Genomic DNA, 15,601 nt, shown 5'->3' on the forward strand with positions numbered 1-15,601 from the left:
CTCCTCCTGAGCGCCTGCGCGTTGGCGCTTTTTCGGCTTCGGAATCGGCGTGATGAACTTGGCCTTGCGTCGGTCACTGACTATCCGCTGCGTAGGCTGGGTCGGTGGTCATAAGAATGCATCGTTCCAAGACGGTGAGAGCTGTCTGGACAACATAAGTTTTTGGGCCACCAAACTGGTTTTGACCAAGCGTGTCATTCCAAACGTCTGTGAGTTCGTAAACTGGATAATCGTCAAGATAGCGAATATAGCCCAAGTTGCTGGTTGAACTTGCCTCTGCCCGGTTCGCCTTAATGAGCCGGTCAAATCCCTGCTCATTTGTTTTCCAGCGCACGCTCAGCGACGGCTTTATCACGCGACCTTCAAAATTCACACCAAACCAAGAAGCTGCGCCTTCCCCTTTGTCACGCCCAACGCTCTGACTCGTGAGATTATCGCGGAAGTAAATCTTGGCATCACTTGGCAGTGAATCTGGATCGTCAATCTCATCTTTTGTGAGTGGCCGACGAGAGAGATCGGCTAGTTGGACGCTCTTGTAGCCAGTTCCACCTTTCTGCCCCGGCGCTTTCTTGAGTAGAAACTTTCGGTACTTCACCGATTCTTTTCGCTTGGCGTACCAAAGCAAATAATCAAAAGTCGGCCCAAGAAAATCGCCTGTCGAGCCGGATGTTTTCACAAAGACGATGCAACTGATGAACGAGTCAATGCCAAAAACCTCATCCATCACCGCCCGCACCCGATGCACATTCTCATCCCCAATCTACACAAAGATCGAACCGCCCTCCGTCAGCAGATCGCGCGCCACCGTCAACCGGTCGCGTAGATAGGTCAGATACGAATGAATGCCGTCGCGCCACGTATCCCGAAAGGCTTTGACCTGCTCCGGCTCGCGCGTGATGTGGTCGGTGTGGCCGTCTTTGACATCGCGGCTGGTGGTTGACCACTGGAAATTGGAGTTGAACTTGATGCCGTAGGGCGGATCGAGATAGATGCATTGCACCTTGCCGCGCAGCCCTTCGCGTTCGGCCAGGCTCGCCATCACCTGCAAACTGTCGCCCAGAATCATCCGGTTCGCCCAATGCGCGTCGTGCTGATAAAACTCCGTCTTGGCGTCATCGTCAGGCAAGCCATTGAAATCGGCGAACAGATCGAACTGAAGCTCGGCGGCCTTGTGCTCGGCCTTTGACCGGCGCAGCAGATCGTCAATCAACACCTTGGGATGAACCTTTTCCTGGATGTAAAGCGGCGGCGCCTGCACGACCAAATCCGACCAATCCTGCTCATCCTTGCCGCGCCAAACCAACTGCGGATCAAGATCGCGGTCGCGCCGTTCGTAGGCTACGCGGACGGGATGCTTGTCTTCCTGCCGCAGCACGGATTGGAATTCGGCGGTCGGGATGTTCTTGCGCGAAGCATCATCGTGCGTGAGGGTTTCGACGGATTTCTTGGTTTGGTTCTTTGCCATATCAGTGTACGGAATTCAATTCACGCAAAGCCTATGGAGTGCGGTGGCTCGACACCGCTTTTCGTTCGCCGCCAAAGCCTTCGCTGTCCCGCGAGATTTCGACAGCGAACGCAAAAGCTGCGTCAAGCCGCAGCACTCCAAAGATTACGCGACGATGGTCTCAATCATCCGGTTGAACTCGGCTTCGATCTTCGCCGCAAAATCCTCTTCCATCTGAAACACATCGGTGAATTCGGCAAACGCCCAGCGGCCATAGCTGCCCAGATTGTTCACGCCCGGCACCCAATACACATCCATCGTCTCTTTCTTCACGACGGCATCCTGACGGCGGTAGCCTTTGATCTCGACGATCAAATTGAGCGGGTCTTCGTGTCCATCGTCTACCAGCACGATGAAGTCGGGAATGTATTTGCGGTTTTCCGAGCCGAACCGGTACGGCACTTCCAACCCCAGATTGTGATTCTTGACGTAGGCTCGCACTTTCGGATGCGCTTCGACGACGCGGCAAAACTCGGCTTCCCAACTGCTGTCGAGGATGACCCAATTCAAATGGCAGCGCCGCGCGTCCGTCAGCCAGCGTTCCGTCTTTGAGGTGTTGAATTTGACGTGCAGCGTCGAGCCGGTCGGGTTGTAAGGATCGAGGACGGCTTTGATCGGGCGGCGGCCTTCTTCGGCGCGCACGATGGCGGCGGTGATGCGTTCGCAAGCCATATCGGATAGCTCCTGATACAGCAACTGCGCCGGATAAGTGCCGCCTTTACAGACCAGACTACTGTCCAACCATTGCTTGGTGATTTTCCTGAGTTGGAAGAACAGATTGGGATTGAAGCCTTCGCCCGAGTCACGCCACTTGGTGTTAAGCAACCGAGACGCCAGGTGTGTCAGCAACGTGGAATGCCGCATGTCGCCCAGATGTTTCAGGTTCAAATCCACGGCCTCGCCGATGATACCCTCATTGCGCGTGATCGAAGGGCCGACCAGATCAGGCGTTAATTCCAGCGCGGAATCAGCGTTGAAAGTGGCGGTCAACCGCTCTTCCGGCAACTCGACGCGATAACCCGCCACACGCGGAAAACGAATTTCCAACGCGTCGCGGTCAGGGCGCAAGGCTTTGACTTGAATGGTTTCGCGTGGCTTTTGCGGCGGGGCGACAACGGGCTTGGCATTGAAATCAAAAGGAATGCCCAGCACATCGGCATATTCGACATTGAACAAACCGTCCTCATTCAGTTCGTAAGACTGACGGCGCAACGCGCGGCCAATCACCTGTTCGCACAGCAACTGCGTGCCGAACGCGCGCACGCCCAAGACGTGCGTGACGGTGTTGGCATCCCAGCCTTCGGTCAGCATCGAGACCGAGACGACGCAGCGGATGGATTCGCCCAATTGACCGGGCTTGCCGACGGTGTTCATCACTTCGCGCAGCAGTTGCTGGTCGGTCAGGTTGTCGGCCTGACGGCGGTCGCCGGTGCGTTCGATGATCTCGCGGCGAAAGCGTTCAATCTCCGGCTCAGCCATTTTGCGGAAGCTGTCATCCAGCGCCTCGCCGGATTCGAGTTGTTCGCTGTCAATCAGCAGCGTGCGCGGGCGCGGATAGGCGTTGCCGTGCTCATCGAAATTGCGAAACAGCGCGAGCCGCCCGGCCACTGGCATTGACGATCCGTCTTCATTGACTTGGTCAAAACCAGAGATGTAATCGTAAACCAGCTTCGAGGTCGAAGTGTTGTTGCAGACGACGATGAAACAGGGCGGCACGCGAATGCCCGCCGCCCGCCATAACTCGTAGGTCTTTTCGTAATGGCCGTAAAGGGCTTCGAGCGCGGTTTGCAATTCAACCGGCAGGCTGAGCGGGTCGAGTTCGCCCGCCTTGCTCTTGCCTTTCTTCGGCATCTTTTTGCTGATGTGTTCCCACAGATTGCGGAACTTGGGCGCGTCTTCGCCGGGAATGTTGTCGGCCACGGGTACGCGCGGCAATTTGACGATGCCGCATTCGATGGCGTCCATCAGCGAAAAGTCGCTCATCGTCCACGGGAACAACGTGCCTTCGCGGTAGCCGGAACCGCGCAGGAAAAACGGCGTGGCCGATAGATCAAGCACGCGCGCCACGCCCAGCTTCCGCTTGACCGTTTCGAGACCGGAAATCCAGAGCCGCGCGGCTTCGTTGTTCTGCTGGGCCTCTCGCTTGTCATCGCCGGTCAAGGCTTCTTCGTCAGCGCGGGGCGGTCGCTCACGGTAACAATGATGCGCTTCGTCGTTGAGCACCAGAATGTTTTTCAGCCCCATCAAATCGGGCATCACCCGTTGCAACATCTGGCCTTCGGTTTCGAGCGTGTTCAAGGCCGCGCCGCGTCCTTGCAACAAAGAGCGGTTGCCCTTTGTCAGCTCAAGCCGTTCGCGCAATTTGAAGGCGTGATAATTGGTGATGACGAGCTTGGCGCGCTTGGCGTCTTCGAGCAGATCGCTGGGCACGAGTTCGCGGTCGGCGTAATAGCTGTCAGGGTCGCTGGGCTGCAATACGCGCAACCGGTCTTTGATGGTCAGCCCCGGCGCGACGACCAGAAAGCCGCGCGTAAACCTGTTGCTGCCGGGGTGCCGCACGGCATTGATTGTTTGCCAAGCAATCAGCATCGCCATCACCGTGGTTTTGCCTGCGCCGGTCGCCAGTTTCAACGCCAGCCGCGACAGTTCAGGGTTCGCATCGTGGTTGGCGTTGGCGAGATGATCGAGAAACTTCTTGCCGCGCGGGCCAAGCGTGGGGGCGACTTCGGTCAGCCAGATGGCGGTTTCGACGGCTTCGACCTGACAAAAGAACGGGCGCACGCCGCTAAACGGATGATGCCGCCAGTGTTGCAACAAGCGGGCGGTTTCAGGCGTGACCTGCCAGTCGGCGGGATTGGGCAAGGCGCGCCATTGGTTAATGTAATGCCGCATCTCATTGATGATCGGCACCGGATCATATTTTTGATTTTCCGTCGAAATCCCGGTGTCGTCGCTAAAGCGCAAATCAGCTTGTTGCGCGGCGCTCTTGCGCTGTTTGGGTTTCGGAATCGGCGTGATGTACTTTGACTCGCGACGCTGTTCGAGGATGCGCTGAGTTGGTTGGCCTAGTGCATCAAGCTCCCAATGTCGAGCAGGGTAGGCATAAGGCGAGTTGAGCACCGGCTGTTCAAAGAATTGATTCCGCATTGCTTTCAACCGTCTTCCGCAGCCCGCCCGGCAGTTCAGAACTTGAGCAGGTCTTGCAGCAATTCCCAATACTCTTTGCTGATGGGCACGACCGAAAGGCGCGGCAGCCGCACCAAATCGAATTCGCTGAAGGCTTCATTGGCTTTGATTTCGGCCAGGGTCAGCGGCTGGGCTAAGCGGCGTTTGGGTTTGAGGTTGACGACCAGCAAATGTTCGTCATTGGCAGTGGGGTCTGGGTAAGCGTCCTTGATGACTTCGGCCAGCCCGACAATCGCCTTCTCGTTGCCGGTGTGGTAGATCAAAATCTCGTCACCCAGCTTCACCGCGCGCAAATTCTTGAGCGCCTGGTTGCTGCTGACGCCGTCCCAAATGCACTTTTTATCCCGCTCAAGATCATCGTAGGAATACGCTTCTGGCTCCGTCTTAAACAACCAACGATTAGGCATGCAATCTCTCCTCTCAGCACCGCAGGGCATTGATGCTGCGAGTGTGTGTGTGTTTGCGCCGGGCATTCTTTGACACCCTGGCTGTTTAGTTCCCAACGTGAACGACTGGGAGAATTCAAACGTATGAGTATTTGGGGGGCAATACTGTAGTTGGCAGATCAAGCTGACAACGGTTTTGTTAATGCGGCCAATTGGGCTTGGGCGGCACGCTGTAAATCCTGGGGCGCTAAGATCATTTGTAAGCCACGCTGCCCAGCGCTGACGCTGATAAGGTCGTGCATCAGCGCTGTTTCGTCAAGGAAGAGCGGATATTTCTTTTTCGTCCCCAAGGGCGAAACACCGCCGCGCAGATAGCCCGTCAACGCCTGAATTTCTTTGACGGCCACCAACTCTACTTTTTTATTGCCCGTGACGGCGGCAAATTTCTTCAAGTCCAGTTCAGTGTCGCCGGGAAGGCAAGCCATGACCACGCCGGTTTTATCGCCCCGCGCGACCAAGGTTTTGAACGTCGCCTCCGGCGGCATGTTGACCTTGCGTGCCACCGTGATGGCATCTAACTCGTCCTCATTGACTTCATAAGCGCGCAACTCGTAATTGATTTTGAGTTGATCGAGCAAGCGCGCCGCAAGGGTTTTCATACTGCGTCAGCCCCCCGCAGCCGCGGTGGCGGCTTCAAGAGCTTGCTCCCAAGTTTTGTAGAGTTCCTGCAAGCGCGTTTCCAGTGTCCGGTAGCGTTCGCTCAAGGCAGTTAAACGAACGTGGTCGCGAGCGACTTCTTCGGCGGACATGGCGGCAGAAACCTCGTGCATTTCCGCTTCCGTCGCTTGAATCATTGCCTCGATGTCCGCCGGTTTTGGCCCTTGTTGGCGCGACTTATTGGTTTTGCCGGGTTTGACGGCGGTCTTGGTGGTTTCCACCAGGCGCGCTTCTCGCTCGACGCGCTGCGCTTCGGCAAGGCGGGCCTGCACTTCGGTTAACGCGCGGTGATGCGCCTCATAAAATTCGCTGTAGCTGCCGTCGTAAAACTCTACGCCCTGTTTGCCGAAGTAGAGAATCTGGGTAGCGATGCGATCCAGAAAATAGCGATCGTGCGAGACGGTGATGATCGTTCCACCATACTCGTTCAAAGCCGCCTCCAGCGCCTCGCAGGAAGCGATGTCCAGATGGTTGGTCGGCTCGTCCAGGATCAGCAGCGTGACCTGCGAATAGATCAATTTCGCCAGTGCCAGCCGGCCCTTTTCGCCGCCGGACAACGCGGCTACTGGTTTGAAGACGTCATCCCCACTAAAGAGAAACCGGCCCAGAAAGCCGCGCAACTCGCCATCCGTCGTCGTCGCCGCAGCAACGGTGCGCAATTCATCCAGCACCGAGTTGCGATCATCCACCGTGTGCAAGCGCTGGTCGTAGTAACCCAGTTTGACGCCGGTGCCCCAACGAATGTCACCAGCCAGCGGTTTCAATTCACCTAGCAGCGTGCGCAGCAACGTCGTCTTGCCCGTGCCGTTGCCGCCGATGATGCCAAGGCGTTCGCTACGCCGAAGCGTAAATGATAAGCCGCGCGCCAATATCTTCGGCGCATAACCAATCGCCAGTTCGTCGAGAATCATCACCTGATCGCCGGTGCGGGCGGCTGGTTTGAGTTTGAAGTTGGCGGTGTCGAGATTGTTGACGCTTTCCAGCCGATCCATGCGTTCAAGCATATTGCGGCGGGATTTGGCCTGCTTGACCTTTTGCCCCGCCAGGTTGCGGCGGATGAAATCTTCGGTTCTGGCGATGAGTTCCTGCTGCTGTTCGTAGGCGCGTTGCTGCTGCTCGCGGCGCTCTTCGCGCTGTTCGAGGTAGGCGCTGTAATTGCCCTTGTAACTATCCACCTTGCCGAATTCAAGATCGAGCACGCGCGTCACGGTGTGATCAAGGAAGAAGCGGTCGTGCGAGATGATGAGGTAGGCCGATTTGTAAGCGGCCAAAAACTCTTCCAGCCATTCGACCGCATCTACGTCAAGGTGGTTGGTCGGTTCATCCAGCAACAGGATGTCAGGTTCGAGCAACAGCAGGCGCGCCAGGCCGAGGCGGTTTTTTTCTCCGCCAGAAAGGCTTTCGGCCTTCTTCTCAAACGCATCTTTGGCAAATCCCAGGCCGAGTAAAACGGCTTCGGCGCGCGCGTGATAAGTGAAACCGCCTTGGTGTTCGTAAGCGTGCTGCGCTTCGCTGTAATCGTGCATTACGCGCTCAAGGTCGTCGCCTTGCACCTCTGTCATCGCGTGTTCGAGTTCGCGCATCTGCGCTTCCAAGGCGCGCAACTCACTGAAGACGGACAGCGCGGCCTCAAGGATCGTATCGGCCCCGGCAAAATCCACGTGCTGCGCCAACACCCCGACGCGCAAGCTTTTCAGGCGCTCCAATTCGCCCTGATCGTGCGTCTCCACACCCGTGATCAGACGAAAGATCGTGGTTTTCCCCGCGCCGTTGCGGCCCACGAGGCCCACATGTTCGCCGGGATTGAGTTGAAAGCTCACGCCGCGCAACACTTCCTGTGCGCCGTAGGCTTTGGTGACTTCGGATAAACGGAAAAGCATAGGTAGTCAGTAGTCAGTAGTCGGCAGTCAGTGGCCGGTTTGAAATTCCCGGCCACTGACTACTGAATTACCGCCTACTTCCTTTTCGGAGATGCCACAGCGGCGGGGCTGGCCGCAGCGCCTGGCGAGGCATTTGGTGAAGCCGCCGGTGCTGAAGCGACCGGACGCAACACGCCAAAACTGTTCGGGTTTTCGAGCGTGCGCGCGGCCAGGAAGTTTTCGATCTTGGCTTCGTCGCGCGCGCGCGTCAGCAGCGCCTCATTCAACAACGAGCGCCGTTGATTCAGGATGTAATCGGAAATCTGTTTGCGCACGTCCGGATCGTCCAATGTGAGTTGGCGGCTATCGGTGCGTTTCTGCGTGAGCTTGAAAATATGCCAGCGTCCGCGCGCGTCCTTGACGGGGCCGAGCAAATCGCCTTCGTTCTTGCTCATCATCTGGTTGCCCAGTTCGGCGGGCAGGCCGGCTTGCGCCAATCCCGCAAAATCGGCTTGTCGCACGAATCCCAAGTCGCCGGCTTTCATGGCGCTTTGATCTTCGGATTGCACACGGGCGACGGTGGCGAAATCGGTGCCAGTATTGAGCCGCTGGCGAATTTCGTTGATCTTCTGCTGGGCAGCCACGTCCCCTTTGACATCGTTTTTCATGCCGTTGTCGGCGGGGTCAACGATGATGTCCGACAAGCCTACGCCTGGCTCGGCCACAAATTGTTTCGGATTGGAGTTGAAGAAATCGCTGATCTCGCGGTCTTGCACCTTGAGCGTCGCGCCAAGCTTGTCTTGCAGTTTTTGAATCGCCATCTGTTTGCGCACATCGGCGCGGAAGGAATCCTGCGTCTGACCGCTTTCCTTGAGTTGTTTATCGAATTCTTCCTCGGTCAGGCCGCCTTCCTGCTTCCCTTTTTGGATGAACTCATTGATCTCTTGATCGGTGGGGTTGATGCCTTCTTTTTGGGCGCGTTGATAGAGGACTTCCTGTTGGATCATCTCTTCCAGCACCTGCAAGCGCGCCGCCGCCAATTCCAGTGGCGAAAGCTGGCCCTTTTGCGCACCGGCGCGCTGGGCGGTGATGCGATCCACGTCGTCAACAGTGATGTTGTTCCCATTGACGGTCGCTGCTGCTTCTTTCCCATTGCTGGAGGCGCTGGTTCCGCCCCCTCCTCCGCACGCTGTGGCAACGAGCGCGAGGCCGATCACTGACGATGCAATCAATAATTTACGCACTTTGTCTTAGCTCCTTTTGCTTAGATACTCTGCTAACTGATGATAACTGCTTACAATGACGTTGAGCCTGCCGATTAGTGCGCCCGTGTTTGACGCTTGAGCAGGTGTCTGTTATAAAGCCGACTTCGTTTTTCGCACTGATCAATCACTAACTAGATAACCACCCAACACTTTGGGGAAAACTTTGGAGGTAATTATGGCTACTCGTTGTGAACTATGCGGCAAAGGCCCGCAATTCGGCAACAATGTTTCCCACGCGAATAACAGGACCCGCCGCCGCTTTGATCCGAACCTACAAACCGTCCGCGCGCTGATCAACGGCGCCGGCAAGCGCATCAAAGTTTGCACCCGCTGTATTAAAGGCGGGAAGGTTGTCAAAGCCGCTTAGCGTCCGCATTTTCCCATCCAGTTTCAAAGCGCGCGAGTTCATCAAGGGATTCAATTGAGGACTCGCGCTTTTTGTCTTTGCTGCCTGCATTCGTTTCACCACTCAAGCTTAAGCCAAGGCCACAACCTCAATTTCGACGCGCACGTCGCGGGGCAAGCGTGACACTTGCACAGTTGAACGCGCCGGACGATTGTTGCTGAAATAAGCGGCATAGACTTCGTTCATCGCCGCAAAATCATTCATATCCAGCAAGAAGACGGTCGTCTTGACAACGCGCTCCAACGACGAGCCAGCCGCTTCGAGTACGGCACTCAGGTTCACCAAGACACGTTCGGTCTGTGCCTTCACGTCACCTTCGATCACCTGCATCGTCGCGGGGTCAAGCGGGATTTGGCCTGAACAAAAGACCAAGCCATTGACTTTGACAGCCTGCGAGTAAGGGCCAATCGCCTGTGGCGCGCGGCCGGTCTGGATACTTTCCATCGGTTGTGTTCCTGCTTGATTGGGTTTGGTGCTTTGATTGAAATGAGATTCTACAGGATGAACGCAGTTTGTTGAAGTGCTTGCCGCTGGAATCTCAGCTTTACCGTGACTTGTTGAGTTCAAGTCGGCCTTTTCGAGAATGGCCAACCGCGAACTAAGCAAACCAGCCGCCGCTTCCAAAAGAATAGGCGCGTCCCACTGGTGGGACGCGCCTATGAATTGCTAATTGGCTAACGCTTCTAGTCTTCCTCTTCCTTCCGCACACGCCCTTCCGCCACCGCCTGCTGCACGATCTTTTGCAACAGGTGTGACGGCACTTCGTCGTAATGCGAAAACTCCATGTGGTACGACGCGCGCGCGCTGGTGATCGAGTTGAGCGTTTGTGGATAAGTCAGCATTTCGGACATCGGCACTTGGGCTTTGATGACCTGGTTGTTGCCTTTGGCGTCCATGCCCTGGATGCGGCCCCGGCGCGAGTTCAAGTCGCCCATCAGGTCGCCAGCGTATTCCTGCGGCGCGACGACTTCGACGTGCATGATCGGTTCCAGCAAGGTGGGGTGCGCCTTCTCGATCATCATTTTGAACGCCTTGCGCCCGGCCATCTGAAAGGAGTGATCGTCGGAATCCACAGTATGGTAGCTGCCGTCAATCAGTTGCACCTTGAAATCCACCAGCGGATAACCGGCCAGCGCGCCGCGCACGGCGGAATCCTTGATGCCCTTTTCGACGGCGGGCCGCCACTGCTGCGGGATCGCGCCGCCGAAGATTTTGTCTTCAAAATGGAAGCCTTCGCCACGCGGCAATGGTTCGAAGATGCATTTGCAATCGCCGAATTGACCGCGCCCGCCGGTCTGTTTCTTGTGGCGGCCCTGCACCTCTACGCGCGCTTTGATGGTTTCGCGGTAAGGGACTTTGGGTTGATGCAAAGTGACTTCGACGTTGTAGCGGTGCTTGAGTTTCGCCACGACGGTTTCGATATGCTGCTGGCTGCTGCCACCGAGCTCGAACTCTTTGGTTTCGTCGTTGCGGTTGTAGCGCAGTTGCGGGTCTTCTTCCAGGATGCGATGGATCGCGCCGGAAAGCTTGTCTTCGTCGGCGCGCGATTTGGGTTCAATGGCGAAGTTGATGGCCGGTTCGGGGAATTTGACCGGCTCGAAATAAATCGGCGCGGCTTTGTCACAAAGCGTGTCACCCGTGGTGGTGTCTTTCAACTTCAAGACCGCAACGATGTCACCGGCGTGTGCTTCGGCAATCTTTTCAACGCCCTTGCCTTGAATGACGTGCAGCGGCCCGAGCCGTTCCGCCTGACTGGTGCGCATGTTTTGCAGGGTCGCGTCGGATTTAATCACGCCGGAGAAAACTTTCATGAGCGTGATCTTGCCGAAGCTTTCCGAGAGCGTGCGAAACACATAGGCTGCCGGGCCAGCGCTATCGGTCTCTTCACGCTCGACCTCTTCCGCGCCCGCGTCCGGCGAAGTCAACGCTTTGACGGCGCCTAGATCGCTGGGATAGGGCGCGTAATCCACCAGCATATCCATCATCGTCGTGATCCCGGCCAGCGTGGTGGAAGAACCCGCAAAGACCGGCATGAGCACGCCGGACAAAATCGCTTTTTTGATGCCGCCGATAAATTCATCGTCGGGCAGCGTGCCCGCTTCAAAGAAATGCTCCATCAGCGTGTCATCCGATTCGGCGACCGCTTCGATCAGGCGCTCGTGTGTCTCGTTGATATAACCGCGTCCGTCTTCGGGCACGGGAACTTCCTTGGCCTTGCCGTTGGCGTCAAACTCATAGGCCTTCATGCAAATGACATCCACCACGCCGCGAAAATTCTTTTCGGAACCGATGGGCAGCGTGAACGGGACGCAGTGGATGCTGAAGGTCTCGCGCAATTGATTGAGCACGACGCCATAATCCGCGCGTTCCTTGTCCAACTTATTGATCACGAAAAAGCGCGGGCGGGCGCGTTTCAATTCGTTGCAATAATCCCAGACTTTCTCGGTCTGCACGCCGGGGCCGGTCACGCCATCCACTACGAACAACGAAGCCTCCGTCACGCGCAACGCGCCTTTGGCGTTGGCAATGAAGGCGGCATAGCCGGGCGTGTCTATCAGGTTGAGCTTGGTATTTTTGTATTCGGCGTAGGCGGTGCCGAGATTGAGGCTGAGTTTGCGGCTGATTTCTTCTTCGTCAAAATCGGTCGGAGCGGTGCCGTCATCCACCCTGCCGAGACGGTTGCCGACTCCGGCGGCAAATAGCATCGCGGCGACGAGGGAGGTCTTCCCCGCGTCGCCGTGACCTACAATGCCCAAGTTTCTGATCTCCTGTGTCGAGTATGTTTTCATCACTTGGCTCCTTTGCGGAAATGGTTATCGAGTTGATGGAAAAACGAAACGGCCAGCCGCATCGTGCAGCGCGGGCAGGCAGTTTCAACGTGAAAGCAGTATCGCGCGCGTGAGCAAGCGGGTTTTCCGGTAAGTGAAACACGGAAGCCCCGCTTGCTCACGCGCGCGGTACCGTTAGCGGTTTTTTGAGAATCCGTTTGTGCCGGTCGCGGGCGGCCACGGGCAAGGCGAGTAGAGGCGGAACCGTTTGAATGATTGCGAAGCGTGCAGAGAGTCGTTGCCTGCTCATCCGCTCTTCCTCCAAATAAATTGGCGAATTCAGTTTGAAAATTTCGTGCGCGGGAATCGTCCGATGCGATTACGGGCGGATACTAGCACAGGCGATTTGGGGTGTGAAGATGGGCCAGGCGTGCCGCTCGAATTGCCTGCTTCCGGGCTTCGCCTATATGCTGTCTGTAACTTCATCACTGTTGCGACTGTCAGAAAATAGGATTTTAGGCATGCCACATTTACTGCAATTGCTTTTGCTGTTGGTCATCATCGTCGTGTGCGCTAAGGCTGCGGGGGCGCTCAGCGTGCGGTTCGGTCAACCTGCCGTCTTTGGCGAGATCCTCATCGGTTTGCTGCTCGGCCCTACGTTTTTAGACGTGTTGCACTTGGGCGTCTTTGCGCGCGGGGCGGAGGCTTATGCGGCACTCAACCATACGCTGAAAGACCTGGCTGAAATTGGCGTCATCCTGCTGATGTTCGTGGCCGGTCTGGAAACCGATTTGGTCGAGATGAAACGCGTCGGGCGCGCAGCCTTTTGGGCGGCGACAGGTGGCGTCATCTTGCCGATGTTGGGCGGCGCCCTGGTCGCGCGCGGCTTCGGCTACGGCTGGCGCGAAGCCATTTTTATCGGCACAGTACTCACGGCCACCAGCGTTTCGATCTCGGCGCAAACGCTGATGGAATTGAAGCAATTGCGCTCGAAGGAAGGCTCGACCATTTTGGGCGCGGCGGTGATTGATGACGTCATGGGCATCATCGTGCTTTCCTTCGTCGTCGCCTTTGCCGCCATTGGCAACGCACAAACCCAAACCGACACCACGCTGCCGCAATTGCTCGCCCTGCGCCTGTTTGATGGCAGCAAGCTTGCCGAGTTGAGCCTGGTCGTCGTGCTGATGACGGCTTTCTTTGTTCTTGCCACCTGGTTCGGCTGGCAGTATTTCGAAGCTTTGCTGGACAGGTTTGCGCGCACGCCTGCCAGCCAGGCGTTATTGGCAGGCGCTGTGGCGCTCGCACTGTTTTATGCTTTCATCGCACAATATGTGGGACAAGTCGCCGCCATCACGGGATCGTACCTCGCTGGCGTGTTGATGGCCCGCACGCGGTTCAAACACAAAATTGACGAGGGTATTCATCCACTCACCTACAGCTTCTTCGTCCCAGTCTTTTTTATTTCGATTGGCCTGGAAGCCAATGGACGCGAATTGCTGGCCGACACTTCAAAACTCGGGCTGCTGCTGGCCATCCTGCTGGTCGCCATCATTGGCAAAATTGTCGGCAGTGGCGCGGGGGCGCGGTTTTGCGGCTTCACCAATCAAGAAGCCCTGCGCGTCGGCATCGGCATGATCTCGCGCGGCGAAGTCGGGCTGATCGTGGCTGGTGTGGGGCTGTCCAGCGGAGTCATCGGGCAGCAAGTGTTCTCGATCATGGTGATTATGGTGCTGGTGACCACAATGGTGACGCCGCTGTTGTTGCGGCGGGTCTTCCCGCTTTGCGAAGAAGCGGTGGGGGTGGAAGTTTACGAATCCGTTGCCGGGATGGGCGAGACTGAAGAAAGCTTGGAATGAGTGCGCAGCCTGCAACCTGGGTACGCACGGCTTCCAGAGTGCAGGCTTCACTACCACAATCAAAGCAACTGTAGTGGTAAATCAGCCCGTATGCGGAAAGCGATGCGTACCCGGAACAAATCACTTCGCCTTTATGTCGTAACAGGTCAAGGCACCTTGATTCCGAATATAGAGTTTGCCGTTGAGCACTACCGGGTGTGCCCAGCTTTCGCGGCCCATGTCCTGAATTGGGAAGCGCCCTTTTTCGACATAAGCTTTCGGGTTCGCCTCCGCTAAACCGACCATCTGTTTTTCACCCAACAAAAAGAGCATACCGTCCGCATACGTCACAGCGCCTTTACCAACGCTGCGGTCGCGCCACATTACCTTGCCGGTGTTGAATTCCATGCAGGTCAGAATCTGATTCGAGAAACCGTACAGGTAGCCGTTCACCAACACCATCCCGCCGTGATGATTCATCATATCGCGGGTGAAATAAGCCTCTTGCGCCTTCACTTCCCCGCCCTGCGCCGACAGGTTGAGCAACGCCGCCCCGGTGTCGTAAGCCGAAGAGAAAAAGACTTTGTTGTCGGCAAACACAGGCGTGGTGCAATTGGCCGTGCGATTGGCCACCTTGTCGTACTGCCACATCAGCTTGCCATCACTGGCGCGCACGCCGACGGCGGCATTCGCCGTAAAGTTCATGTATGTGCGCACCCCGCCGATGTCGGCCACAATGTTGGAGGCGTACCCCGCGGTTGAACTCAAATCCTTCGCTCGCCAGATCTCCTGGCCGGTCATTTTATCCAGGGCGACGATGCCCGCTCCGCTCCCCCCCGGTGAAACGACTACACGATTGTCATCCACCAAAGGCGATTCGCTGATCAGCCAGCCCGGATTGCGTCCGCCGTAATCTTTCAAAATGTTCTTGCGCCAGACCGCCGAACCATCGCGTGCGCGTAAACAAGCCAGGTCGCCATTTTCGGTCAACACATAAACTCGGTCGCCATCCAACGTCGGCGTGCCGCGCGGCCCATTGCCGCGGCTTTCGCTTACTTTCGGCCCCAGCGAAGTTGACCAAATCGTTTTGCCATCGGCGCTATTCAAACAAAAGACCGTACTCGCCGCGCCGCTCGTGCCCTGCACATAAATGCGGCTGGCCTTGATGGCGAGCGAGCCATAGCCTTCGCCAAGCGTTGAAATAGCCCAGGTAACAGCCGGGCCGCTGGCGGGCCATTGTTTCAGAAACCCCGTCTCGGCGGACACTCCATTGCGCAGCGGGCCACGCCATTGCGGCCATTCCGCTTCGGCTGCGGTATTGCCGCTCGTGAGCGGAACGAGCGCCAGAGCGCCCAAAAGCAGCAGAGAAACTAGATATTTCATCAGCAAATCTCCTTAATGAAACTGTGAGCTTGTTTTGCTACGCACCGGGCATCGAACACCCGGTTTCTTTGTTTAGACCACAGCAAGTAAAACAACAAGGCCGTAATTATGAGTTACAGTGTATGACTAACATGGCACGAAGCTGGTTACATACAACCTGCCTGAAGACTCAACGCTCAATAATAAGTAGTTAATTTTCTGAATATTTACAGAGACTACCATAGGGATAATTAATTAAAAACAGACTCCCCAAAAAGGTCTTGCTGAGTATAATGCTGGCACCCAATCTACG

Annotated in this window: 10 protein-coding genes and 1 pseudogene; 2 read left to right on the top strand and 9 right to left on the bottom strand. The window is 56.5% G+C overall.

The genetic code is table 11. The annotated features are described in order from the left end of the window. Window positions 1-97: 97 nt before the first annotated feature. From HY011_35405 to HY011_35430, 6 genes and pseudogenes are all read right to left on the bottom strand, one after another. Window positions 98-1,465, bottom strand: a pseudogene (locus HY011_35405) (site-specific DNA-methyltransferase). 144 nt (window positions 1,466-1,609) lie between these two features. Beyond that, entirely contained in the window at window positions 1,610-4,651 is a 3,042-nt protein-coding gene (locus tag HY011_35410) for a DEAD/DEAH box helicase family protein (protein ID MBI3428242.1), read from the bottom strand. Between the two features lie 35 nt (window positions 4,652-4,686). Further along, window positions 4,687-5,097 carry an EVE domain-containing protein gene (locus HY011_35415; protein ID MBI3428243.1) on the bottom strand — a complete coding sequence of 137 codons (411 nt, stop codon included), beginning with the start codon at window positions 5,095-5,097 and terminating at the stop codon, window positions 4,687-4,689. Between the two features lie 158 nt (window positions 5,098-5,255). Continuing rightward, a complete protein-coding gene (gene ybaK / locus HY011_35420; protein MBI3428244.1) occupies window positions 5,256-5,735 on the bottom strand; it encodes a Cys-tRNA(Pro) deacylase in 480 nt (159 codons plus the stop codon). A gap of 6 nt (window positions 5,736-5,741) precedes the next feature. Further along, window positions 5,742-7,673, bottom strand: a complete 1,932-nt coding sequence (locus tag HY011_35425; GenBank protein ID MBI3428245.1) for an ABC-F family ATP-binding cassette domain-containing protein — start codon at window positions 7,671-7,673, stop codon at window positions 5,742-5,744. Between the two features lie 74 nt (window positions 7,674-7,747). Beyond that, the gene (locus HY011_35430) at window positions 7,748-8,896 is read right to left on the bottom strand and encodes a SurA N-terminal domain-containing protein (protein ID MBI3428246.1); all 1,149 of its coding nucleotides are present in this window, start codon (window positions 8,894-8,896) and stop codon (window positions 7,748-7,750) included. A 196-nt stretch (window positions 8,897-9,092) separates the two neighbouring features. On the opposite strand from HY011_35430, the gene HY011_35435 reads away from it, so the two are divergent. Further along, window positions 9,093-9,284, top strand: a complete 192-nt coding sequence (locus HY011_35435) for a 50S ribosomal protein L28 (GenBank protein ID MBI3428247.1) — start codon at window positions 9,093-9,095, stop codon at window positions 9,282-9,284. Window positions 9,285-9,392: 108 nt separating this feature from the next. Here HY011_35435 and HY011_35440 read toward each other — a convergent pair whose 3' ends face one another. Together HY011_35440 and HY011_35445 are read right to left on the bottom strand one after the other, a co-directional pair. Further along, complete coding sequence (locus HY011_35440; GenBank protein MBI3428248.1) at window positions 9,393-9,767, bottom strand: RidA family protein; 375 nt, start codon at window positions 9,765-9,767, stop codon at window positions 9,393-9,395. A 239-nt stretch (window positions 9,768-10,006) separates the two neighbouring features. After that, a complete protein-coding gene (locus HY011_35445) occupies window positions 10,007-12,112 on the bottom strand; it encodes an elongation factor G (protein ID MBI3428249.1) in 2,106 nt (701 codons plus the stop codon). Between the two features lie 500 nt (window positions 12,113-12,612). On the opposite strand from HY011_35445, the gene HY011_35450 reads away from it, so the two are divergent. Then, complete coding sequence (locus HY011_35450) at window positions 12,613-13,947, top strand: cation:proton antiporter (GenBank protein ID MBI3428250.1); 1,335 nt, start codon at window positions 12,613-12,615, stop codon at window positions 13,945-13,947. 120 nt (window positions 13,948-14,067) lie between these two features. Here the strand turns inward: HY011_35450 and HY011_35455 are convergent, their stop codons facing one another. After that, window positions 14,068-15,309 (bottom strand): PQQ-like beta-propeller repeat protein, encoded by a 1,242-nt coding sequence (locus tag HY011_35455; protein ID MBI3428251.1) that lies wholly within the window; start codon window positions 15,307-15,309, stop codon window positions 14,068-14,070. Window positions 15,310-15,601: the final 292 nt, after the last annotated feature.

Source organism: Acidobacteriota bacterium (assembly GCA_016196035.1).
GTDB lineage: Bacteria > Acidobacteriota > Blastocatellia > RBC074 > RBC074 > JACPYM01.